Source organism: Micromonospora sp. NBC_01699 (genome assembly GCF_036250065.1).
Taxonomy (GTDB): domain Bacteria; phylum Actinomycetota; class Actinomycetes; order Mycobacteriales; family Micromonosporaceae; genus Micromonospora_G.
In genome coordinates this window covers 7,735,946-7,760,671 of the sequence record NZ_CP109199.1, presented here as the reverse complement: position 1 = coordinate 7,760,671, position 24,726 = coordinate 7,735,946, and the positions used below count along the sequence as shown (strand labels likewise).

The window sequence follows — 24,726 nt, the reverse complement described above, 5'->3', positions numbered from 1 at the left end:
TGTCCAGGTTCAGCAGCAATCGGGATCGGGCAACGTCCGCCTGTCCCGCCGCCCCCCGTGGGCTTACGCACCACCACCCCCATCTGACGTTCCAGCCCGAAGTTGGAGGAACGCAATGAGATCCAACCCCGTCTCCTGGCGCCCGCTGGCGGCGATCCTCGCGACCGGTATGGTCGCGACGCTCGCCCCGGCGGTCCCCGCCTCCGCCGCACCCGCCTCCGCGGCGAGTGCGACCAACCTCGCCGCCGGCAAGGCCGCCGCGGCGACCAGCACCAGCACCGGTTACGCCGCCGGCAACATCTCCGACCGCGACCAGGCCAGCTACTGGCAGGGCAGCGGTGCCTTCCCGCAGGCCGCCGCGGTCGACCTCGGCAGCGGCACGAGCATCGACCGGGTCACCCTGAAACTGCCGAAGGGCTGGGCGAAGCGGACCCAGACGCTCGCCATCCAGGGCAGCCCCGACGGTACGTCGTACAGCACGATCGTCGGCCGGGCCAGCTACACCTTCAGCCCCACCTCGGGCAACCTGGTGACGGTCAAGTTCCCGGCCACCACCACCCGGTACGTGAAGGCCGACATCACCGCCAACAGCGGTGCCGCCGCCGGCCAGCTCGCCGAGCTGGAGGTCCACCCGGCGGCGGTGTCGAAGGTCAACCTCGCCGCCGCCGCGGCGGTGGTGTCGCTGACCGCCAGCAGCACCGCCGACGTGTACGGGCCGGGAAACGCCGGTGACGGCAACGCCAACACCTACTGGGAGAGCGCGAACAACGCCTTCCCGCAGTGGCTCCAGGCCGACCTCGGTTCCGCCGTCGGGGTGAACCGGGTGGTGCTGAAGCTGCCGCCGGCCACCGCCTGGCAGACCCGTACGCAGACGCTGAGCGTGCAGGGCAGCAGCACCAGCAGCACCGGCCCGTTCTCCACCATCGTCGCGTCGGCCGGCTACACCTTCAACCCGGCCACCGGCAACACCGTGACGATCAACTTCAACCAGACCACCGCCCGGTACATCCGGCTGAACATCACCGGCAACACCGGTTGGCCGGCCGGTCAGATCTCGGAGTTCGAGGTCTACGGGCCGACCGAGGGCGACACCCAGGCGCCGTCGGCGCCGGGCAGCCTGGCGTACACCCAGCCGGGGTCCGGGCAGATCCGGTTGACCTGGAACGCCTCGACCGACAACGTCGGCGTGACCGGGTACGACATCTACGCCAACGGCACGCTGCGCACCAGCGTCGCCGGGAACGTGCTGACGTACACGGACAGCCAGCCGGCGACCGCGACGGTCGCGTACTACGTGCGGGCGAAGGACGCGGCGGGCAACCAGTCCGGCAACAGCAACACGGTCACCCGTACCGGCACGCCGGGCGGGGACACGCAGGCGCCGACCGTACCGGGAACGCTGTCCTTCACCGAGCCGGCCGCCGGGCAGATCCGGCTGGCCTGGGGCGCGTCGTCGGACAACACCGCCGTGACCGGGTACGACATCTACGCCAACGGAACGGTTCGGGCGAGCGTCGCCGGGAACGTGTTGACGTACACCGACAGCCAGCCGGCGACCGCGACGGTCGCGTACTACGTGCGGGCGAAGGACGCGGCGGGCAACGTCTCCGGCAACAGCAACACGGTCACCCGTACCGGTAGCACGCCCGGCGGCTCGAACCTGGCCGTCGGCAAGCCGGTCACCGCATCGGGTTCGATCTTCACCTTCGTTCCCACCAACGCGAACGACAACAGCCTCACGACCTACTGGGAGGGCAACAACTTCCCGAGCGTGCTGACCGTGGCGCTCGGCGCGAACGCCACCGTCAACTCGGTGGTGGTGAAGCTGAACCCGGATTCCTCCTGGGGTCCGCGTACGCAGAACATCCAGGTGCTCGGCCGGGAGCAGAGCAGCACCACGTTCACCAGCCTCTCGGGTGCGCAGGGCTACAGCTTCAGCCCGGCCACCGGTAACACGGTGACCATCCCGGTCAGCGCCAACGTCGCCGACGTGCGGCTGTCGATCGCGTCGAACAGCGGTGCTCCGGGCGGGCAGGTCGCGGAGATCCAGATCATCGGCGTACCCGCGCCGAACCCGGACCTGACCATCACCGGCCTGTCGTTCGCCCCGGCCGCGCCGGTGGAGACCGACGCGATCACCCTGTCGGGCACGGTCCGCAACGCGGGAACCGCCGCGTCGCCCGCGACCAACGTCAACTTCTACCTGGGTACGACGCTGGCCGGCACCGCCGCGGTCGGTGCTCTGGCGGCGGGTGCCTCCACCACCGTCACCGCGAACGTCGGTCCGCGTGACGCGGGTACGTACCCGCTGAGCGCCAAGGTCGACGAGGCCAACACGGTGATCGAGCAGAACGACGCGAACAACAGCTACACCAACCCGTCGTCGCTGGTCGTCTCCCCGGTGGCCAGTTCCGACCTGGTCTCCACGGTGAGCTGGTCGCCGAGCAACCCGGCGGCCGGTAGCACGGTCACCTTCACGGTGGCGATCAAGAACCAGGGCACGATCGCCTCCGCCGGTGGCGCCCACGGCATCACGCTCACCGTGGTCAACCCGGCCAACGGCGCGGTCGTGCGTACGCTGACCGGCTCCTACACCGGCGCGATCGCCGCCGGTGCCACCACCGCCCCGGTCTCCCTGGGCACCTGGACCGCCGTCAACGGCCGGTACGACGTCCGGGTGGTGCTCGCCGACGACGCCAACGAGTTGCCGGTGAAGCGCGCCAACAACACCAGCGTCACCGGGTTCTTCTCCGGTCGCGGGGCGAACCTGCCGTACGAGATGTACGAGGCCGAGGACGGCCTCGTCGGCGGCGGCGCGCAGGTCGTCGGGCCGAACCGGACCATCGGCGACCTGGCCGGTGAGGCGTCCGGTCGTCGGGCGGTCACCCTGAACTCGACCGGCAACTTCGTCGAGTTCACCACCAAGGCCAGCACGAACACGCTGGTCACCCGCTTCTCCATCCCGGACGCGGCGGGCGGCGGCGGGATCGACTCGACGCTCAACGTCTACGTCAACAACGTGTTCCACAAGGCGATCCCGCTGACCTCGAAGTACATCTGGCTCTACGGTGCCGAGGCCGGTCCGGGCAACTCGCCGGGTGCGGGTCCGGCGCGGCACATCTACGACGAGGCGAACATCTTCCTGGACGCCACCATCCCGGCGGGCAGCAAGATCAAGCTCCAGAAGGACGCCGCGAACACCACCACGTACGCGATCGACTTCATCAACACGGAGCTGGTCGCCGCGGCCGGCAACCCGGACCCGGCCCGGTACGCCGTACCGGCCGGCTTCACCCACCAGGACGTGCAGAACGCCCTGGACCGGGCCCGGCAGGACGCCAACCTGATCGGTGTCTACCTGCCGGCGGGTACCTACCCGACTCAGTCGAAGTTCCAGGTGTACGGCAAGGCGCTCCAGGTCGTCGGTGCCGGTCCCTGGTACACCCGGTTCGCCGCCCCGGCGAACCAGGAGAACACCGATGTCGGCTTCCGGGCCGAGGCGTCGGCGAACGGCTCGACCTTCGCCGGTTTCTCGTACTTCGGTAACTACACCAGCCGCAACGACGGTCCGGGCAAGGTCTTCGACCTGTCCCGGGTGTCGAACATGACGTTCGACAACATCTGGGTGGAACACCAGATGTGCATGTTCTGGGGCCTCGGGGTCAGCAACATCACGATCAAGAACTCCCGGATCCGGAACACGTACGCCGACGGCATGAACATGACCAACGGCAGCACCAACAACCTGATCAGCAACGTCGAGGGTCGGACCAACGGTGACGACGCGTTCGCGCTCTTCTCCGCGACCGACGGCGGCGGCGGGGCGAACACCGGCAACGTGTTCGAGAACCTGACGGCCACGTTGACCTGGCGTGCGGCCGGTCTGGCGGTGTACGGCGGACAGAACAACATCTTCCGCAACCTGTACATCGCGGACATGCTGACCTACTCCGGCATCACCGTCAGCTCGCTGGACTTCGGGTACTCCTTCACCGGCTTCGGGCCCGGGTTGACCACAATCGAGAACGCCTCGATCGTCCGGGCCGGTGGTCACTTCTGGGGCTCGCAGACATTCCCAGCGATCTGGATGTTTGCCGCCTCGAAGGAGTTCCGCGCCATCCGCATCAACAATGTGGACATCGTCGATCCGACGTACCACGGCATCATGTTCCAGTCGAACTACAGCGGTGGCCAGGCGACCCAGGCCGTCACGGACACCGTGTTCAACAACATCTCGATCAGCGGTGCGCAGAAGAGCGGTGACGCGTTCGACGCCAAGTCCGGCTTCGGGATCTGGGCGAACGAACTGCCCGAGCCCGGCCAGGGCCCGGTGGTGGGCTCGGCCACCTTCAACAATGTCCGGTTCAGCAACAACTTCCAGAACATCCGCAACACCACGTCAACCTTCACCATCACCATCAACCCCTGACCGGGGCTGGTGGGTGTAGCTAGGTCCCAACAGGTGCCGCCGGGAGGCCAGCCCTCCCGGCGGCACTGCCACATGTAGCCACCCCGTTGATCATGAAGTTAGCGACCAAAAATCGAGCTCAGGGGTGCGCTAACTTCATGATCAACGAGGTGTGGTGTGGTGGGGTGGGGTGGGGGGTGGGGGTGGCGGTCGTATGGGACTGGCGGCGGGTGCTGGTGGTGGGCGTACGCGGGTCGTTGGTGGTGCTCTGGGTGCTCTGGGCGGCGCTGGCCTGGTGGTCGGCGCCCCGCCCCGCCGACGCCGAGCAGGCGCGACGCGACATCGCTGCGGACACGGTGACAAACGTCCACAGTGGAACTAACTGGGACGACGGCGGGTTCTGGGGCCGGAAACCAGCCCTGGCGGGCGGGACCGACGGGAACCTGGTGAGCTGGACCACGGACGCCGGTCGGGTCCGGTACGCCGACGTCGGTTACGGGCGATCCGCCCAGACGCCGGACCCCCGGGACGCCTCCGGAATGGTCAGGGACCGGCCGCTCGTCGCGGAACTGCGGACCGCGGCGGGAGTCGACCGTACGGGGTTCGTCCACCCGGTCGTCCGTACGGCGAACTGGGTAGCGGTCTCCCTGATGGCGGTGTTCCTGATCGCCCTGGTCGCCGGTCCGGCACCGATCCACGGTACGAAGTGGTACTGGTTCTGGCTCTGCTGGACCCCGTTCGGGCTCGGCGTGCTGGCCTGGGTCACCTGGGAACGGTGGCTGGACGAACCACGGGCGGCGCGGGAGCGGCAACTCGTCGGCATCGACGGGCCGGTCGCAAAGCGGCGCCGGGACGGCTTCGAGGGCTTCCTGCTCGCCATCGTGCTGGGAATCGCCATCGGATTCGTGACATACGCCCTGCGCTGGCTGCTCGGAGTGGGTCTCGTACCCGGCTGAACGGTGTGCCCCGACAGCGGCAGGTAGCCGGCGTAGCCGGGGCAACTGCGGCTGCCGCGTACCCGAATTGGACGGCGACGCGGCCCGACCGGGCTGGTCGGGCCGCGCGCACCTCGGGAACCGGCCCGGTCAGTCGGCCGAGCCGCCGGAGTCGGCGGAACCGCCCGAGTTGGCCGAGTCACCGCCACCACCACCGCGCTTGCGCACCGGGGCCGGCGAGTCGTCCGGGCTGTCGTTGCCCGCCTTCGGCTTCGCCGGAGCCGGCTTGCCCCTGTCGCCCGCGCCGGTGGCCTTCTTCGCCGGCGGCGCCGGGGCGGGGGAGTCGACGGCCGAGTCGTTCGCGCTGTCGGCGGACTCGGGCGACGGGTCGGCCCACTGCCGGTCACCGGGACTGTCCGACGCCGAGTTCGAGGAGTCGAACGGCGACTGGTGCGGGCTGTCGGCGGACTCCGGCGAGTCGTCGGCGGCGGCGCCCTGGCCGGCCTGGTCCACCTGGGTGTTCACCTGGATCGGGCTGACCTTGTCGCGCAGCTCGATGCCGTCGCTGGCGGTCGCCGCGCCGGCCGTGAGCCCGGCCACCAGAGCGGCGGCACTCGCCCCGGCGATGATTCGCCACGGTCGATTGATGTGCATGACATCCTCCTCGGTGTTCGTCTGCCTGTCTCTCCAGCCTCGGCCGCGTCGATGAGGTGCGACTGAACCGGACGTGAGACCTCCTTCATCGGCCGCACTCGCTCTCTCGGCGCGCGTGGATCAACGGGGTCGGGTGGGCGGGCGGAGGCGGCGGGCGCTGTCGAGCCACTGTTCGGCCAGGTCCAACCGGTCGCGGGTGTTTGCCGGCCAGTCCTGCTCCTGCACCCGGTGCGGGCCGGTGGCCAGCGACAACACCACCGCGGCGGTCCGGTATCGCAGATCGGCGGGATCCACCACCCGCTCGAACGCGGCCAGGTACGCCGCCCCCGCGCGCAGGATCGTGCCGGCCCGGTCCCGGTTCATCCCGGCCAGCACCGAAAGGTGCCCGAGCAGGCAGGCGAGGTCGTCCAGCCGCTCGCCCGGTCCGGCGGTGTCGACATCGAGCAGGCCGCAGATCCGGCCACCGGAGACCAGCAACTGACTCTCGTACAGGTCGCCGTGCACTACCGTCGCCGGCTCCGGTCCGGCCTCGCACATCACCGCCTCGGCCAGCGCGCGGGCCTGCTTCGCCACGCTGGGCAGCGCTGCGGCGAGCACCGAGGCGTAGTGCGGCGACTTCTCCCGCCAGGACCGCCGGGGCCGCCCGTACGCCAACTCGGCCGGCAGCCGGTCGAGCAGACCCAGCACCGCCTGCCCGGACGGTGGCGCCTGCCGGGCGTACAGCGCCTGCCGCAGCGTGCGGCCGGGAAGCGCCTGCAACACCAGCAGCCCGTCCGGGGTGTAACCCAGGCTCGGCGCGGCCGGCACGCCGGCTCCGACCAGCAACCGGTGCCGTTCGTGCAGGTCCCGTACCTGGTCGGGCCGGACCACCTTCAGGAAGAGCCGGTGCCGGCGGCCGATCGCCTCGATCACCGCCCGCCGTCGGGGCCGGTAGGCCCGGATCGCCAACCGCACCGGTCCGCCGCCGTCGAGGCCGAGGTCGTCCAGGAGTACGGCAACCGCCCGCTCGTCGTACGCGGTGCGCAGCGCCGGCAGGTCCGGGTCGTACGGGAAACGCCATGTCGCCACCTGGTCGGTGCCGTCGCCCAGTACCACCGTGCCGCGTGGTGGCCGACCGGTGCAGGCGCCCAGCCGCTCCTCCCGGACCCGTCCGTCCGCCCAACGGATCCGAGCCTGGTACGCGGCCGTGGACCGACGTCCCGGCTGGTGTTCGACCTGGGTGGCCCGCCAGGTGAGCAGCTCACCACCGGCCGGTCGCAGAGCCGTGCGCAGCAACTCTGCGGCGCCCGGCCCGGTGAGCAGGTCAAGATCGGGGTCGGGGTTGCTCCCCGGCCCACCGGTGCTGGTGGTCATCGACATACGAGCGACGATCCCGGCGCGGGATGAGCCGCGGGTTAGCCGACGATGAGAATGCTTTCAGCTGTCCCGGATCTGCCGGGGGATCCGCCGGGGGATCGGCCGGGCTGTTGCCGGGTCAGCGGGGGAAACGCCAACGGGTCTGGCTGTACCGGCCCTTGCCGAAGCCGAAGGCGGTGGTCGGGGCGACCTCGAACACCAGCGCCGTTCCCGGCCCACCCGAGTGCCGGAAGGCCCCGTCGCGTACGTCGAACCGCCAGTCGTCGCCGTACTTCGCGGCGTAGGCGTCGGCGACCCGGCGCAGCCGCGCGTCGTCGGTGAGCCGGACCGCGTCACCCTCGACCACCAGGTCCAGGCCCTCGTGCAGCGCGTTGCTGCCGGTGGTGAGCACGCAGTGCGGGTTTCCGGCGAGGTTGCCGGCCTTGCGCTCCTCGGGGCCGGTGCAGAAGTACAGCGCGGACTCCAGCCAGACCCCGAGCAGCGGAGTGACGTGCGGCCGCCCGTCCGGTCGAACGGTCGACAGCCAGTAGACCTCGGCGGCGGCCAGGATCTCGCGAGCCTCCGCCCACCCGATGGCCTCGGCGTTGCCGTCGCTGTACCGAACATCCAACTCGGCCACCGGTTCCAGCATGTCCATCACTAGCCCCCCATCACACCCCATCCGCCCATCCCCGCCGACGCTACCGCCCCACCCCGACACCTCGTCGATCTAGGGCAAATACGTGCTTGTTGATCTCTGATCACCACCATTTGCCCTAGATCGACGAAGCGGGGGCGGGCGGGCGGGGGGCGGGGTGGGGGAGGGGAGGGAGGGGAGGGGGCTAGTGGCAATGCCGCGTAGTTAAGGCTTGGGTCTGCTTGTCAAGGGCGTGTCGTGGCAGAAGGAACGACGGGGCTCCGGTATAGAGGTTTGTCACTCCAAGACAGCCTCTGGACCGGGAGCCCCGCCGTTGGAACAGTTTGCCATCACCCGGACGATCGCGGTGGCTTCGGGGCGGTTCGCGCCGGGTCATCTGGGTGAGTTGACGCAGCACGTGCCGTTCGAGATGGTCGACGCGGTCCTGGCCGATACCCGGTCGGTGCAGGCTCGGGTGCGGGATGTGCCTTCGCGAGTGGTGGTATATCTGCTGCTCGCGGCGGGGCTGTTCACCGAGTTGGGCTACCAGCAGGTATGGGCCCGGCTCGTCGCCGGCCTGGACGGGTTGGCGGTGGCGATGCCGACTTCCTCAGCCCTGTCCCAGGCCCGCCGTCGGGTCGGGGACAAGCCCCTGGCGGCGTTGTTTCGGCTGTTGGCGGGTCCACCCGCCGGGGCCCAGCGGTGGCGGGGTCTGCTGGTCTGCGCGATCGACGGCACCAGCATGTTCGTGCCCGACAGCACGGCGAATCTGGCGGTCTACCCGCGTCAGGCCGGCACCCACGGCGGGTCCGGATATCCCATGGTGCGGCTGGTCGCGGTCGTGGCCTGCGGCACCCGCACACTGATCGACGCGGTGTTCACCCCACTCACCACCGGTGAACTCGCCTGCGCCGGGCGTCTGCTGGGCTGTCTGCACCCGGGCATGCTCCTACTGGCCGACCGGGGCTTCGCCGCCCGCACGATGATCGAACAGTTCGCCGGCACCGGCGTCGACCTGCTCGTGCGGGACAAAGACGACCGGCGGCTACCGGTGATCCGCCGCCACCACGACGGGTCCTGGCTATCGGTCATCGGCGCGATGACGGTCCGGGTCGTCGACGCCGAGATCCTGGTGCACCTCGACGGGAAACACCATGTCGGCCGGTACCGGCTGATCACCACCCTCACCGATCACCACCGATTCCCCGCTCTGGACCTGGTCACGCTCTACCACCAACGCTGGGAAATCGAGACGACGTACCTGGAGTTGAAGTCCACCCTGCTCGGCGGACGGGTCCTACGGGCCCGGACCCCGAACGGGGTGAGTCAGGAAGTCCACGCCCTGCTGACCGTCTACCAAACGGTGCGGCTGGCTATGGCCGACGCCACCGCCAACCAACCGACCAGCCCGGACCAGGCCAGCTTCACCGTGGCGGTCCACGCCGCCCGGGACCAGATCATCCTGGCCACCGGGGTCATCGCCGACACCACCATCGACCTCGTCGGAGTGATCGGCCGCGCGGTCCTGACCCACCTCCTCCCGAAACGACGCGCCCGAACAAGCCCACGAGTAGTCAAACGCGCCATCTCCAAACACCGCGCCAAAGGCACCATCGACCGCACCAACTACCACCACACCATCACCGTCAACATCCTGCACACCACAGGATTGACAACCGACCCACCCCCCTAACTAAGCGGCATTGGGGCTAGTGGGGGGTTAGGAGGGTTTTGCCGGTGGTGGTTCGGGAGGTGATGGCGGCGTGTGCTTCGGCGGCGCGGTGTAGGGGGAAGCGTTGTCCGATCGACGGGCGTAGGCGGCCGGCGGCGGCTTCGGCGAGGGCGCTCTCGGTGAAGGTACGGAGCCGCGTCGGATCCATGGCCGGGCGGATCGCCTGTGCGCCGCGCCGCTCCGCCGCCTCCTCGGAAATGTTCGCCCACTCCCCGCTGGCCAGGCCGAAGCTGAGCATCCGGCCGCCCCGGTCCAGCAACTCGAAGGCGGCGCGGGCGACGGTGCCGCCGACCCCGTCGAAGATCACGTCCACACCGCCGACGGCGGCGCGTACCCGGTCGGTCCAGTCCGGGTTTCGGTAGTCGACGGCGACGTCGGCGCCCAGGTCCCGGGCCAGTCCGACCTTGTACGGGCCACCGGCCGCCGCGACGACCGTGGCGCCGGCCGCGCGGGCGAGTTGCACCAGCAGGGTGCCGACCCCACCGGCCGCCGCCTCCACCAGTACCCGTTCGCCGCCGACCAGCCCTGCCGAGTGGACCAGCCAGGTCGCGGTACGCCCGTCGGCGAGCAACGCCACCGCACTGTCCAGGGCCAACCCGTCCGGCACCAGGAACAGACCGGCGGCGTCAACCGCTGCCCGTTCGGCGTACCCGCCGGAGCCGCCGGTGCTGCTCACCACCTGCCGGCCGATCAGTGTCGGGTCGACATCGGGGCCGACCGCGCTCACCACGCCACCCACCCCGTTGCCCGGGATCATCGGCAGTTCCGGCCGGTACGGACCGGCGCCGGTCGCCCGGAACTGGGTCTCGACGAAGGTGATGTTGACGTACGCCACCTCGATCAGCGCCTGTCCGGGCCCGGCGACCGGGTCCGGGGCATCGCCGGGGACGAGTTTCTCCGGCCCGCCGAACCCGGTCAACCACACTGCGCGCATAACCATCCCTCCGCCGTCGGGGCTCGCCCGATCCCTACCCGGAGAGCCTGCAACCTCAACAACGGTTGAGGTCAATCACCGGTACGACGACAGCGGTGGATCAGCCGGCCAGGCGGTAGCCGATGCCACGTACGGTCTGGATCAGGTTGGTGCCGAGCTTGCGGCGCAGGTAGCCGATGTACACGTCCACCACGTTCGAGCCGGGATCGTGGGCCAGCCCCCAGACCCGGTCCAGCAGCTGCTCCCGACTGAGCACCTGACCGGGGTGCCGCAACAGCGTCTCGGCGAGCAGGAACTCCCGCCCGGTCAACTCGACCAGCTCCCCGTTCACGGTGGCCGTACGGCGTACCAGGTCGAGCCGGATCGGACCGGCCTGGACCACGGTCGGGGTGGCCTGCCCGTGCTCGCGCAGCCGGGCCCGTACCCGGGCCAGGAGTTCGTCGAAGCTGAACGGCTTGGTCATGTAGTCGTCGGCACCGAGGTCGAGCCCGGCGACCCGGTCCGGCACCGCGTCCCGGGCGGTCAGCACGATCACCGGCAGCCGCTCGCCCCGCGCCCGGAGCTGGGCCAGGGCGGCCAACCCGTCCTGGCCGGGCAGCCCGAGGTCCAGGATCAGCACGTCGAAGTCTCCACTGCGGGCGGCGACGGCGACCTCCACGCCGCTGGTCACCACCGTGGTCACGTAGCCGGCCGCGCGCAGGCCCTTGGTCAGGAACGAGGCGATCCGCGGCTCGTCCTCGGCGATCAGCACCCGGTTCACCGGAGGCCCCCGATCATCGGTCCGGGCAGGACCGCGGTGGCGGGCAGGACCAGGGTGAAGGTCGAGCCCGCGCCGGGAACGCTGTCCACCGCGACGGCGCCCCGGTGGGCCTCGGCGATCGCCGCCACGATGGCCAGGCCCAGCCCGGCCCCCTCGGCTCGGGCGCGGGCGTGTTCGGCGCGGGCGAACCGGGCGAAGATCCGTTCCCGGTCCTCGGGCTCGATGCCGACCCCGGTGTCCCGTACGGAAAGCAGCACCCGGCCGGGTTCGACCTGGCCGGGATGCTCCACCCGGGCGGACAGTTCGATGGTGTCCCCGGGACCGGTGAACTGAACGGCATTCTGGGCGAGCTGCATCAGCGCCTGGGTCAGCCGCTGCCGGTCGGCGAGCACGGTCACCTCCTCGATGGTGCCGATCCGCCACTCCCGGTCACCGAGGGCGCCGGCCTTGGCGTAGACGTCGTGCATCATCAGGTCGACCTCCACGTGGTCGGGGTGCAGGAAGTCGGGCTGCTCGGCCTTGGCGAGCATGAGCAGGTCGTTCACCATCCGGTTCATCCGGTCCAGTTCGTCGGTGACCAGTGCGATGGTCTCGGCCCGGTCGTCCGGGTCGTCGCCCATCAGTTCCAGGTGACCCCGGACGATGGTGATCGGGGTACGCAGTTCGTGCCCGGCGTCGGAGACGAACGCCTGCTGCGCGGCGAAGGCCCGGTGCAGCCGCCCGAGCATGCCGTTGAAGGTGTGCGCCAGGTCGGCGACCTCGTCGGTGCCGGTGACCTCGATCCGGCGGGAGAGGTCGGTCTCCTCGATCGTGCGCGCGGTCTCGGTAACCGTCCGAAGTGGACGCAACGCCCGGCCCATGGCCAGGTAACCGCCGGCCGCGACGACCACGATCACCAGCAGGCAGGCGAGCGCCATCAGGCGTACGGCGTCGTCGATGTCGGCTCGCCGTTCGGCGCCGAACTCGACCACGACCACCTGGCCGCGTACCGCGCCGTCGATGATCAACGGTACGGCGAGCCAGTGCGCCGGACCCTCGGGGCTGTCCCGGACCCGCCCGTACGCGCTCTCGGTCAGCCCGGCCCACCGGCGCATCAGCTCAACATCACCGCTCAGGTCGTACGGTGGCGCCTCGGTCGCCCGGTAGAACGCCCCGTCGACCAGCACCAGCACCGCCTCCCCGGCCTGCGGCTCGTTGCGCAGCAGGTACGTGTCCGCGATCGCCCGCAGGTCGGGCCCGAACGGCTGCCCGCTCGCCGGGTCACGGCCGCCGACCAGTCGCCGGAACTCGGTCACCTCCTGGCGCATGTCCGTACCGATGCGGTTTTCGAGCTGGTTGAGCAGCACCTGGCGGATCACCACCACCGAGGCGAGACTGGCGACCGCGAGCAGGGCCAGCGCCCACCCCAGCAGCCGCAGCCGCAACCCCAGGCCGAGGAGCCGACGCAACGGCCGTACCGGTGGTTCAGTCGTCGTCCCCGTCGTCATCGTCATCGTCGTCGCCGCCGGACCGTTCGGAACCGTCGTCATCGTCGTCGCCGCCGGATCGTTCGGAACCGTCGTCGTCATCGTCCTCGGACCGATCGGCACCGGCACCGGAACCGGCATCGTCGTCGCCCCCGTCGTCGCCCCCGTCGTCGCCCCCGTCGTCGCCCCTGTCGTCGCCCCTGTCGTCGTCTCCGGCGGCGGGCTGGCCGGCGTCGCGGTCATCGTCGCCTCCGGGGTTGGCCGGGCCGAGGCTCGCGCTGCCGGCTGTGTCGGCTCCATCGTCGGTCTCCGTCTGCGCTGCCGGGCTGATGATCTGGATCGCCGGGACCTGGTCGGGCGGAAGTAGCGCCGGCAGACCGACACCGGTGAGCAGCCCCACCAGTGCCGCCAGCCCGATGCCGGTGGCGACTTTTTGTGTGCTCATCGGACCAAGCGTGCCGACCCGCGATAACCAACCGATGAGAGCCGGATGAGAAGCCTCTCATCGAGGGATCTTCGCAGGTCAGCGGCGGGCCGCCAGATAAAGAAGTTTTCACCTTCGGCTGAGCGTCGGCTTACCCGCCCGCTGAACACTGGCGGCCACTGACCATAGACCGACCGTGGGGGCGGCATGAGTAACAGCAGACCATCGACCACATCCAAACGCAGATCCGGCGGCGGGACGAGACGCCGCCGGATCTGGCTCTCGGTCATCGGGGTGGCATCCCTGTTGACCACCATGGTTGCCGTACAGCCCGTCTGGGCGATCACGTTCACCGTCAACAGCACCGCCGACGCGGTCGACATCAACATCGGTAACGGGATCTGCCGTACCAGCGCCAACACGTGCACGCTGCGCGCCGCGATCCAGGAGGCGAACGCGACGCTGCCCGGTGACACGATCCAGGTGCCGGCCGGCACGTACCAGATCACCCGCGCGCCGGCCGGTGACAACGGCGACGACACGGGCGACCTCGACATCCTCAGCCCGCTGACCATCATCGGTGCCGGCGCCGCCGGGACCATCGTGGACGGTGGGCAGGCACCGGCCGGCTCCCCGGTCGAGCGCCGTGGGCTGGACCGGCTGCTGGAGATCCACGACAGCGCCGGCAACGTCACCGTCTCCGGGGTCACCCTGCGCGAGGGGTACGACTCGGAGCAGGGCGGTGCCGTACTCAGCGTCTCCTCCGGGGTGGTGCGCCTTCAGGGCGTCACGGTGCAGGACAGCTACGCCGGGGTCTCCGGCGGCGGCATCGACCTCGACGGCGAGGGTCGGGTCGAGATCAGCGGCTCGACCGTCAAGGGGAACACGACCGACGGCGACGGCGGTGGCATCTCCAACCAGCACGAGGTCGAGCTGGCGCTGACCGACACCGCCCTCACCGGAAACACCGCCGGTGCCGACGGCGGTGGTCTCAGCAGCGTCTCCAAGACCCGGCTCACCGTCACCCGGGGCACCGTGTCCGGCAACGCCGCGCACGGCAGCGGCGGTGGCGTACTCGCCGACTCGGAGCGGGCCAGCACCATCCGCAACACCGTCTTCACCGGCAACTCCGCCGGTGACCCGGTCTCCGGTGACGGTGGCGGCGCCGGCCTCTACCTCGGCGGCAGCGGCGGGGCCACGGTCACCGGCGCCTCGTTCACCGAGAACGAGTCGATCGCCGAGGGCGGCGGTCTCGCCATCGGATCCGGCGGCCCGGTCACGGTCAGTGACAGCACGGTCCGGGACAACACGTCCGAGGCCGGCGGCGGTGGCGTCGAGAACGACGGCCAGCGGGTCACCCTGACCCGGCTGACGATCACCGGGAACACCGCGGCGGCCGACGGTGGCGGCATCGAGAGCCAGGGCAGTGGCGCGTTCTCGGTGGTCGACACCACGGTCAGCCAGAACACCGCCGAGCACGGTGGCGGTTTCGCCAACGTCGCCGACGGCACTCTCCAGATCACCGGCTCCACGTTCTGGGACAACCGGGCCAAGCAGTACGGCGGCGGCATCTACAACGCCAGCGACGCCGAGGCGCTGATCGAGAACACCACGTCCTCGGGGAACGTCGCCCAGGTAGCCGGCGGTGGTCTCTACACCGACGCGGACGCCGGCCTGCGGGTGGTCAACGCGACCATCAACCGCAACGTCGCCCCGCACGGCGCCGGCATCGGCGACGAGCCGGGCGGCTCGGTCAACTTCCCGATCGAGCCGAGCCAGTCGGTGATCCTGCGCAACACCATCGTCGCCGGCAACCTCTACAGCCCGGAGTGCAGCTTCGCGGTCGGTTCCGAGGGCGGCAACCTGGACAGCGCCGACTCCTGCTACCTGCGCGGCAGCCGGGACCGGTCCAACGCGGGCGACCCGAAGATCGACGCGATCGCCGACAACGGCGGCCCGTCGATGACCCACGCGATCCAGGACGACAGCTTCGCCCTGGACGGCGGTGTCGCCCCGTGCGCCAGCGTCGACCAGCGCGGCGTCACCCGGCCGAAGAACACCACCTGCGACATCGGCGCCCTCGAACACGAGGGACCGTTCCCGGCGGCCGACCTGACCCCGCCGGAGACCTCGGTGGTGTCCGGGCCGACGTTCGCGGCCGAGCGGGCCACGTTCACCTTCGCCGGCACCGACAACTCCACCCCGGTCGCCGAACTGCTCTACGAGTGCCGGGTGCTGGTCAACGACCCGACCGAGCCGCCGGACCCGCCGGACCCGACCGAACCGCCGGACCCGGAGTTCATGTTCGTCGGCTGCCCGAACCCGTACGAGCTGCTCGACATCGAGCTGGGTGAGAACACCCTTGAGGTACGGGCGATCGACCGGGCCGGCAACGTCGACCCGACCCCGGCGGTCTGGGTGTTCACCGGTGGCGAGGACATCACGCCCCCGGAGACGACGTTCGCCAGCACCCCGCCGAACCCGAGCGCGGGCCGTACGGCCACGTTCTCGTTCCTCGGCACCGACGACCTGACCCCCACCAACCTGCTCGAATACGAGTGCCGGATCGACAGCACCGACGACCTGGCCTGGTTGGAGTGCGCCAGCCCGTGGAGCTTCTCCAACCTGACCACCGGCTCGCACACGGTGCAGGTACGGGCGATCGACGAGGGCGACAACATCGACCCGACGCCGGCGACGTACACCTGGACGGTCGGTTCGCCGGTCGACTGTGACGCCTCGAACGTGATCCTCGGCGCCAACGCCGACTCGTGGATCGACGAGTCGAACACCGTGGAGAACTTCGGCATCGACGAATCGCTCAGTGTCCGCTCGCGGGCACCCGGCGAGGACGCCCGTACGCTGATCCGGTTCCCGCTGCCGACCGACGTACCGTCGGCCTGTGAACTGACCGGGGCGACCCTGCGGATGCACGCGGACGGTGAGGTCGGTCGGACCCTGGAGGCCGTTCCGATCGGCGCCGCCTGGACCGAGATGCAGGTGACCTGGGCCAACCAGCCCGGCACCGTCGGCGTTGCGGCGACCACCGGTTCCGGTGCCGGCTTCCGTGAGTGGAACGTGACCGGCCAGGTCGCGGCGATGCTCGGCGGGGCGCCGAACCACGGGTTCCTGATCCGGGACTCGGTCGAGGAGGGCGAGGGTGACGACTCCTCGTTCGCCTCGCGCAACACGCTCGCGGAGCCGCCGCTGGTGCCGCAGCTCGTGCTCCGGTTCGACGGTCCGGGGGCCCCGCAGCCGCCCGCGCCGCCGACCCCGGTCGCGACCACGGTCACCTGCGGGCAGGTGCTGACCCAGAGCACCCGACTGCTCAACGACCTGACCAACTGCCCGCTCGACGGGCTGGTCATCGGTGCGCCGAACATCGAGGTCGACCTCGACGGGCACACCATCGACGGGCCGGGTTACTTCCCCGGCCAGCCGGGTTCCCCGATCGAGCTGCCCGAACTGGGCGGACCGGCGGGCGTACGCAACGTCGGGTTCCAGAACATCATCGTCACCGGCGGTACCGTGCAGCAGTTCGTGTACGGGATCTCCGCGATGGCCGGCACCCGGTTCAACCGCTACCAGGACCTGACCGTACGCGAGAACGCGGTCGCCGGGATCGAACTGTCGAACGCCGACGACGGCCGCAACGCCAACCAGGTACGCGGCAACACGTTCGACGCCAACGAGATCGGTGTGGCCCTCGTCGCCGGTTCGGAGAACAGCGTGCTGGCGGAGAACAGCTTCACCGGCAACCTCGGGGTGGCGCTCTGGATGCAGGACGCCAGCGGTCACCTGATCGAGGACAACACGGTCAGCGGGGTGACCGCCGATCCGACCATCGGCAGCGACGGCGGCTTCCTGCTGGAGGACTCCCGCGACAACCGGCTGATCGGCAACACCCTGTCGGACAGCGGGGACGGCGGCATCCTGATCACCGAGGGTTCGCACCGGACCCTGGTGCAGGGCAACACGCTGACCCGTACCGGCGATGCCGGGGTGACGGTCGAGGACTCCGACGAGATCCAGGTGATCGAGAACGTCTCGCACCTGGCGGCGGACTCCGGCGTCGGCCTGTCCGGGTCGAGCAACAGCGTGGTCCGGGACAACGACGTCCGGTACAACCCGGGCGGCGTGGAACTGGAGGGTTCCAGCGACAACCTGGTCGAGCGCAACGACGCCAGCTACTCCGGTGGCGTCGGCATCTCGGTCGGGCCGGGCTCGCTGCGTAACCGCATCCTCGACAACGTCGTCAACGGCGCGTCCGGTGGCGGTATAGCGGTCGAGGGCGCGGCGGTCGACCCGGAGGGGGTGCCGCTCGGCGCGAACGTGGTCGAGCGCAACGAGGTGATCGGTAACCAGGGCGACGGCATCTCGGTGCCGGAGGCCGGGCACCGGTTGGCCGACAACGTGGCGCACCACAACGCCGCCTTCGGCATCGACGCCGACGAGGAGGGCACCATCGACGGCGGCGGCAACGTCGCGGGTGGAAACGGTGAGCCGGAGCAGTGCCGGGGTGTGGTCTGCGGTCCGGGTACGCCGGGTGCGCCACCGGCAGCGGACATCACCGGGCCGGACACCGTACTGACGTCGACGCCGCCGAACCCGAGCAGCAGCCTCACCACGATTCACTTCGGGTTCACCGGTACGGACAACGTGGCCCCGCCGACCGCACTGCGCTTCCAGTGCCGGCTGGACCCGCCGCCGGACCCGCCGGCTCCGGAGCCGGATCCCGGTGACCCGCCGCAGCCGCCGGACGTCGACAACTGGGTCGAGTGCGTCAGCCTGACGTCCTACCACTTCCTGTTTGCCGGGGTGCACCGGTTCGAGGTGCGCGCGATCGACCCGTCGGACAACGTGGACCTGACCCCGGCGACCTACACCTGGACCGTGGCGGCGATCCCGCCCGGCCCGGACTCGACCCCGCCGAACACGACCATTTTCTCCACGCCGGATTTGGCGGCCACGACTCCGGTTGCCGTCTTCGGCTTCCGGGGCAGTGACAACTCGTCGCCCGGCCCGAACCTCAGTTACCAGTGCCGGTTGGACGCCGCGCCGTTCGGGCCGTGTCTGAGCCCGAAGACGTACTCCGGGTTGGCGCTGGGCGTGCACACCTTCGAGGCGCGCGCGGTGGACCTGGCCGGCAACGTCGATCCGACGCCGGCCACGTACACCTGGACGATTTTCCCGGCTCCGGCGGACAGCACCCCGCCGGACACCACCATCGATTCGGCCCCGGACGCCACCACCGTCGGTACGGACGCGAACTTCACCTTCTCGGCGAGCGAGGCGGACTCGACGTTCGAGTGTTCGTTGGACGGTTCGGCGTTCACCGCGTGTACGTCGCCGGTGACCCACGTCGGGCTCTGGACGACCGACCACGAGTTCCGGGTCCGGGCCACCGACCCGGCGGGAAACACCGACCCGACCCCGGCGGCACACGCCTGGACGATCCGTCCGGCGCCGGTGCCGACGCAGGTCAGCTGTGGCCAGACGCTCACCCAGAGCGTGCTGCTGACCAACAACCTGACCAACTGCGGCAACGACGGGTTGGTGATCGGGGCGGCCGGCATCACGGTCGACCTGAACGGGTACGGCATCGACGGCATCGGGCAGGGGGTCGGCATCCGGAACAACGGTCACGACCAGGTGACCGTCACCAACGGCACGATCGGTGGCTTCGACTACGGCCTCCAGTTGAACGCCGGCACCTTCGGCAACATCATCGGCAACCTGACGCTGACCCAGAACCAGGAGGCGGGCATCCAGCTCGCCGACGCGGACAACGGCAGCGCCGGCAACCTGGTCCGGGCCAACGAGCTGACCGCAAACGCGGCCGGCATCGTGCTGACCGGAGGCACCCAGGGTGCCCTGCTGCTGGACAACACGATCAGCGGCAGTGCGTTGGAGGGCATCCACCTGGTGGGTGCCAGCGGTAACCGGGTCGAGGCGAACCGGGTCAGCGGGTCCAGCGGTACGGGCCTGTGGCTGGAGGGGTCGAGCAACAACTCGATCGTGGGCAACACGATCCTCGACAACTCCGACGCGGCGGTGACGCTGGAGGCGGCGTCCAACGGCAACAAGCTGGAGGGCAACGAGCTGACCGAGAGCGAAGCCGGGATCAACATCGTCGAGTCCAGCGGCAACGACGTCATCGCGAACATCGTCACGAATCACAGCGATGCCGGGATCAGTCTGGAGGCCGCGCTGAACAACGTACTGCGTGGCAACGACGTACGGTTCAACAGCACCGGCATCGATCTGCACCAGTCGTCCGGGAACCGGATCGAGTCCAACGACGCCAGCGACTCCTCGTCGACCGGCATCGCGCTCGGTTCGGAGTCGCTGAACAACGTGGTCACGTTGAACACGGCCAGCGGCAACTCGGCGGAGGGCATCTCGGTCGAGGCGGAGGTGTTGCCGGAGAGCACCGAGCCGGGCAACATCATCGACCGGAACACCGCCGGCAACAACAGCAGTGACGGCATCTCGGTCAACAAGGCCGGTCACCGGATCTCGGCCAACACGGCGAACAACAACGGTGGCTGGGGCATCTACGCCGAGACCGGCAACGTCGACGGTGGTGGTAACCGGGCGTCGGGCAACACCGAGCCGATGCAGTGTTACCAGATCTCCTGCGACGGTTCGGCGCCGACACCGCCGGAGGTCGCACCGCCGGACACGTTGATCGTGGACGAGCCGTCGAACCCGAGCAACAGCACGTCGGCGAGCTTCACCTTCACCGGGATCGACGACAACACCCCGCTGTTCGATCTCGGGTTCGAGTGCCGGCTGGACAGCACCAACGAGGCCGACTGGGTGGAGTGTGAGAACCCGCAGACGTACGGCAACCTGACCGCGGGTACGCACACCTTCCAGGTACGGGCGGTGGACCTGTCGGACAAGGTCGACCCGACGCCGGCCACGTACACCTGGGTGGTGGCGTTGTCGCCGCCCGGCGTACCGCCGGTGACCACTATCAGCGCCGGGCCGACGGCCGAGACCGCCGCGCGCAGCGCGCTGTTCACCTTCTTCGCCAACGAGGACGCGACGTTCGAGTGTTCGTTGGACGGGGCGGTGTTCGCCGACTGCGTGTCGCCGGTGTTCTACGAGGATCTGCTTCCGGGTACGCACGAGTTCCAGGTGCGGGCGCGCGACGCGGAGGGCAACGTCGAGCCGACGCCGGCCACCCGCGCGTGGACGATCACCGGCCCGCCGGTGGTCACCCTGGTCGTCGCTCCGGCGGCCGAGGATCCGAGTACGACCGCCACGTTCGCCTTCACCGCGAACGAGCCGGTGATCCGGTTCGAGTGCTCGCTCGACCTGGGTCCGTTCACCACCTGTGTCTCTCCGGTTGACTTCGCCAACCTGGCCATCGGCGAGCACTACCTGCGGGTACGCGCGGTGGACCTGGACGGCGTCACCTCCGGCGAACAGGAGTGGGCCGAGCACGAGTGGGCGGTGGTCCCGGGTCCGGACGCCACCCCGCCGACCACGGTGATCAACACCGGGCCGGCGAACCCGAGCACCGTCGGTACGGCGAGCTTCACCTTCGCCGGCACCGACAACGTCACGGCTCCGGCCGGGCTGATCTTCGAATGCCGCCTCGACAGCCAGAACGAGGCCGATTTCGTGGAGTGTGTGAGCCCGCACGGCTATCCGAACCTGGATCTGCCGGCCAACCTGGAGCCCGGTCCGCACGTGTTCGAGGTGCGGGCGATCGACCAGGAGGACAACGTCGACCTGACCCCGGCGAGCTACGCGTGGACGGTGGCCGGTACGCCGACCGCGCCGCAGACCACCATCGCGTCGGCGCCGGATCTCGCCACCACGGCAACCACGGCGACGTTCACCTTCACCTCCAGCCAGCCGGGCTCGACCTTCGAGTGCTCGCTGGACGGGGCGGCGTTCGCCGCGTGCACCTCGCCGCGTACGGTCACCAACCTCGCGGTCGGTGACCACACCTTCGAGGTGCGGGCGATCAACGGGGGCGGGGCCGGGGACCAGAGTCCCGCGGTCTTCGAGTGGACGGTGGAGCCACCGCCGGACACCACCGCGCCGCAGACGTCGATCGGCAGCACGCCGCCGGCGACGACGACCAGCCCGACGGCCGGGTTCACCTTCACCGCGAACGAGCCGGGCTCGACCTTCGAGTGCTCGCTCGACGCGGCGGCGTTCGGGCCGTGTGTCTCCCCGGTCAACTACGCCGGGCTGGTGGCCGGAAACCACCAGTTCCGGGTACGGGGAATCGACGTGGCCGGGAACGTCGACGCCACCCCGGCGACGTACTCCTGGACGGTCTCGGCGCCGCCGAGTTGCCTCACGCCGGGTTCGGTGACGCTCGGGGCGAACCAGGACAGTTGGGTGCTCCAGTCCTCGTCGTCGAGCAACTACGGCCAGGATTCGGCGATCAAGGTCGACAGCAAGTCGGGCAACAACGCCCGGGTGCTGGTCCGGTTCAACCTGCCGGCGATCCCGTCGGGTTGCCAGGTCACCGACGCGCGGCTGCGGCTGTACTCCGGGTCGTACAAGACGGGGCGCACGTTGCAGGCGATTCCGCTCGCGGCGACCTGGTCGGAGGCGAACGTCCGGTGGAACAACCAACCGGCGACCACCGGTACGGCGGCCACCACGGCGTCGGGCAACGGCTACCGCGAGTGGGTGGTGCCCGCTCAGGTCGGCGGCATGTACGCGACCGGCAACTTCGGGTTCCTGATCCGCGACAGCGCCGAGAATGCGGGCGGCATGGAGCAGGCGTTCAACAGCAGGGAGAAGGGGAGTGACAACCCGCCGAGGCTGGTGATCACCTTCGGCTGACCGAGTCGGGTCACCGAAAACCGGGCCGCCCCCTCCGAAACCATCGGAGGGGGCGGCCCGTCATGCGCAACCGAATGAGCGGTACGCGATTTCAAGGTGAACGCACATTGAACAGAACATGAACCAGGGCGGGATTTTAGGTAAGAACGGCTAGTCGGAACGGCCAATCGCACCCGAGCGCCCGCCGAGTGGGTCAAGCCATTCGATGAATCCCGATGCCTCCACTCCGGACGTACGATGCGTTAGGGCGCCGACACGTGCTGGTGAGCCGGCTGTGCCCGCCGTACTCGCCGGGTGGCTTCGTGGAGGAGATTGTTCGATGCTGGGTCGCTCCGGCTGGTCCCGTGTCGCCAGGAGCATCCACACGCGCATCCTGCTGTCGTACATCGCGTTGATCATTCTTTCCGGCGGACTCTGTACGGTCGCCATCCACGAGGTGCTGATGATCCGGCTGGAGACCCGGATCAGCGAGGCGGTGCAGCAGGAGTTCCAGGAGATCAACCGGCTCGTCGCGAACGGCCGCGATCCGCGTACGGGTGCCGCCTTCACCTCCGTACAGGGGGTCTTCGACGTCTACTTCCTGCGCAACGTACCGAGCCAGGAGGAGGCGGTACTCGCCTTCGCCGACGGACGGCTGCACCACGCCGCACTGAGCCGCTTCCCGATCGACCGGCTGCCCGACGACACCATGCACGCCTTCGCCACCTCGGCGCGCTCGTACACCCTCGCCGACGGTCGGCCACCGCTGGACCGGTACGACACCGCCCGCGGCGACGCCTACTACGGCATCCTGCCGGTACGGGTCGGCGCCAGCAGCGGGGCGTTCGTGGTCACCCTGCTGCCGGTGAGCCAACGCCAGGAGATAGCCGAGCTACAGACGTACGGCGCCGGCGCGGTGCTCGGCGTACTGGTGCTCGCCTCGGGGTGCGCCTGGCTGGTCACCGGCCGGGTGCTCGGTCCCGTACGCCAGCTCACCGAGACCGCGCGACTGATCTCGCAGTCGGACCTGACCCGGCGGATCCCGGTCGGCCGGCAGGGCGAGTCGGCCGAGATGGCGCTCACCTTCAACGCCATGCTCGACCGGCTGGAGGCGGTCTTCCGCCGGGAACGCGAGTTCATCCTCGACGCGAGTCACGAACTGCGCGGACCGTTGACCATCTCGATGGGCAACCTCAGCATGCTCGACCCCGACGAGACCGACCATCCGGAATGGCACTCCACCATCGCCCTGGTCACCGACGAACTGGAACGGATGGGCCGGATCGTCGGCGACCTACAGTTGCTGGCCGACGTCGCCCACCCGCAGTTCCTCCAGCCGGAACGCATCGATGTCGAACTGTTCGTCGCGGAACTCGCGGTGAAACTCAGCGCGCTCGCGCCCCGGCGCTGGCACGTCGACGACCTCGGCTCCGGCATCGTCGTCGCCGACCGGCACCGGCTCACCGAGGCGGTGATCAACCTGGCCGACAACGCGGTCCGGCACACCGAGGACACCGAGACCGTCGCCCTCGGCGCGGCCGTCACCGGCACCGAGTTCCGGCTCTGGGTACGCGACACCGGCTGCGGCGTACCGCTGGACGACCAGCCGCACATCTTCGACCGGTTCCGCCGGGGCAGCCACGCGCACCTGCGCTACCCGGGCTCCGGGCTGGGCCTGTCCATCGTCCGCGCGATCGCGCAGGCGCACGGCGGGCGGGCCGAACTGGTCAGCCGGCCCGGCGCCGGCGCCACCTTCACCCTGGTGATACCCCGGCAGACAAGGGAGGGCTGGCACCATGGCCAGGATTCTGATCGCTGAGGACGACCCGCAGATCGCGTCCTTCCTGAGGAAGGGCCTGGCGGCGAACGGCTGGCAGACGGTGCACGTCACCGACGGCGAGCAGGCCGAACAGTACGGCTGCACAGACGACTTCAACCTGCTCATTCTCGACATCGGCCTGCCCGTACGCAGTGGCCTGGAGGTGCTGCGCTCACTGCGTGCCCGGGGGCGTCGACTGCCGGTGCTGATCCTCACCGGGCGCTCGCAGGTGCACGACGTGGTCGACTGCCTCGACGCGGGCGCCGACGACTACATGACCAAGCCGTTCCGGTTCGAGGAACTGCTGGCCCGGGTACGGGCCCGACTGCGCGATGTCGGCTCGGACGAGCCACGGGTGCTGACCGCGGGTCCCGTACGCCTGGATCTCTGGTCCCGACAGGTCACCGTGCACGACCGCGACGTGACCCTGACCGGCCGCGAGTTCGCCCTGCTGGAAACCCTGATCCGGCACGCCGGACGCGTACTCAGCCGCGAACAGCTCCTCTCCCACGCCTGGGGCTACGACTTCGACCCCAGCACCAACCTCGTCAACGTCTACGTCAGCACCCTCCGCAAAAAACTGGGCGAAGACGTCATAGAAACCCTCCGCGGCTTCGGCTACCGGCTCCGCACCACCTAACCCACCCCACCCCACCCCTCCCCTCACACCACCGAGGCGCCTCTTGTCGAGAAAGAGTGGCAATTCGGCGTTGGGTTGCCACTCTTTTCCCTAGATTAGTGTCGATCTTGGGGTGGGGGGAGGGGTGGGGGCGGGAGGTAGGGTGCCGGGGTGGCGAATGTTTTGAGGGATGTGGCGGCCAGG

Annotated in this window: 13 protein-coding genes; 6 read left to right on the top strand and 7 right to left on the bottom strand. The window is 69.8% G+C overall.

The annotated features are described in order from the left end of the window. Positions 1-115 precede the first annotated feature (115 nt). Together OG792_RS32055 and OG792_RS32050 are read left to right on the top strand one after the other, a co-directional pair. Positions 116-4,429 carry a galactose-binding domain-containing protein gene (locus OG792_RS32055; RefSeq protein WP_329105248.1) on the top strand — a complete coding sequence of 1,438 codons (4,314 nt, stop codon included), beginning with the start codon at positions 116-118 and terminating at the stop codon, positions 4,427-4,429. Positions 4,430-4,566: 137 nt separating this feature from the next. Further along, positions 4,567-5,364 (top strand): hypothetical protein, encoded by a 798-nt coding sequence (locus OG792_RS32050; protein WP_329105246.1) that lies wholly within the window; start codon positions 4,567-4,569, stop codon positions 5,362-5,364. Between the two features lie 129 nt (positions 5,365-5,493). Here the strand turns inward: OG792_RS32050 and OG792_RS32045 are convergent, their stop codons facing one another. The 3 genes from OG792_RS32045 to OG792_RS32035 form a co-directional block, all read right to left on the bottom strand. After that, positions 5,494-5,997 (bottom strand): hypothetical protein, encoded by a 504-nt coding sequence (locus tag OG792_RS32045; protein WP_329105245.1) that lies wholly within the window; start codon positions 5,995-5,997, stop codon positions 5,494-5,496. A gap of 120 nt (positions 5,998-6,117) precedes the next feature. Continuing rightward, positions 6,118-7,356: a phosphotransferase gene (locus tag OG792_RS32040; protein ID WP_329105243.1), complete on the bottom strand. Its 1,239-nt coding sequence runs from the start codon at positions 7,354-7,356 to the stop codon at positions 6,118-6,120. Between the two features lie 115 nt (positions 7,357-7,471). Continuing rightward, entirely contained in the window at positions 7,472-7,990 is a 519-nt protein-coding gene (locus OG792_RS32035) for a pyridoxamine 5'-phosphate oxidase family protein (RefSeq protein ID WP_329105241.1), read from the bottom strand. Positions 7,991-8,303: 313 nt separating this feature from the next. Between OG792_RS32035 and OG792_RS32030 the strand changes: the two genes are divergently transcribed. Beyond that, positions 8,304-9,662, top strand: a complete 1,359-nt coding sequence (locus OG792_RS32030) for an IS4 family transposase (RefSeq protein WP_329104950.1) — start codon at positions 8,304-8,306, stop codon at positions 9,660-9,662. A 16-nt stretch (positions 9,663-9,678) separates the two neighbouring features. On the opposite strand, the gene OG792_RS32025 is transcribed toward OG792_RS32030, so the two are convergent. The 4 genes from OG792_RS32025 to OG792_RS32010 form a co-directional block, all read right to left on the bottom strand. Next, positions 9,679-10,635 carry a zinc-binding dehydrogenase gene (locus OG792_RS32025; RefSeq protein ID WP_329105239.1) on the bottom strand — a complete coding sequence of 319 codons (957 nt, stop codon included), beginning with the start codon at positions 10,633-10,635 and terminating at the stop codon, positions 9,679-9,681. Between the two features lie 100 nt (positions 10,636-10,735). Beyond that, positions 10,736-11,395, bottom strand: a complete 660-nt coding sequence (locus OG792_RS32020) for a response regulator transcription factor (RefSeq protein ID WP_329105237.1) — start codon at positions 11,393-11,395, stop codon at positions 10,736-10,738. After that, positions 11,392-12,888, bottom strand: a complete 1,497-nt coding sequence (locus tag OG792_RS32015) for a sensor histidine kinase (protein ID WP_329105235.1) — start codon at positions 12,886-12,888, stop codon at positions 11,392-11,394. Before OG792_RS32015 ends, OG792_RS32020 begins: the two co-directional genes overlap by 4 nt. Next, the gene (locus OG792_RS32010) at positions 12,860-13,306 is read right to left on the bottom strand and encodes a hypothetical protein (protein WP_329105233.1); all 447 of its coding nucleotides are present in this window, start codon (positions 13,304-13,306) and stop codon (positions 12,860-12,862) included. Before OG792_RS32010 ends, OG792_RS32015 begins: the two co-directional genes overlap by 29 nt. A 273-nt stretch (positions 13,307-13,579) precedes the next feature. On the opposite strand from OG792_RS32010, the gene OG792_RS32005 reads away from it, so the two are divergent. The 3 genes from OG792_RS32005 (at position 13,580) to OG792_RS31995 (ending at position 24,543) form a co-directional block, all read left to right on the top strand. Then, positions 13,580-22,105, top strand: coding sequence for a right-handed parallel beta-helix repeat-containing protein (locus OG792_RS32005; protein ID WP_329105232.1), 8,526 nt, complete (start codon positions 13,580-13,582; stop codon positions 22,103-22,105). A gap of 319 nt (positions 22,106-22,424) precedes the next feature. Further along, a complete protein-coding gene (locus OG792_RS32000; protein ID WP_329105230.1) occupies positions 22,425-23,903 on the top strand; it encodes a sensor histidine kinase in 1,479 nt (492 codons plus the stop codon). Next, positions 23,881-24,543 (top strand): response regulator transcription factor, encoded by a 663-nt coding sequence (locus OG792_RS31995; protein WP_329105229.1) that lies wholly within the window; start codon positions 23,881-23,883, stop codon positions 24,541-24,543. Before OG792_RS32000 ends, OG792_RS31995 begins: the two co-directional genes overlap by 23 nt. Positions 24,544-24,726 lie beyond the last annotated feature (183 nt).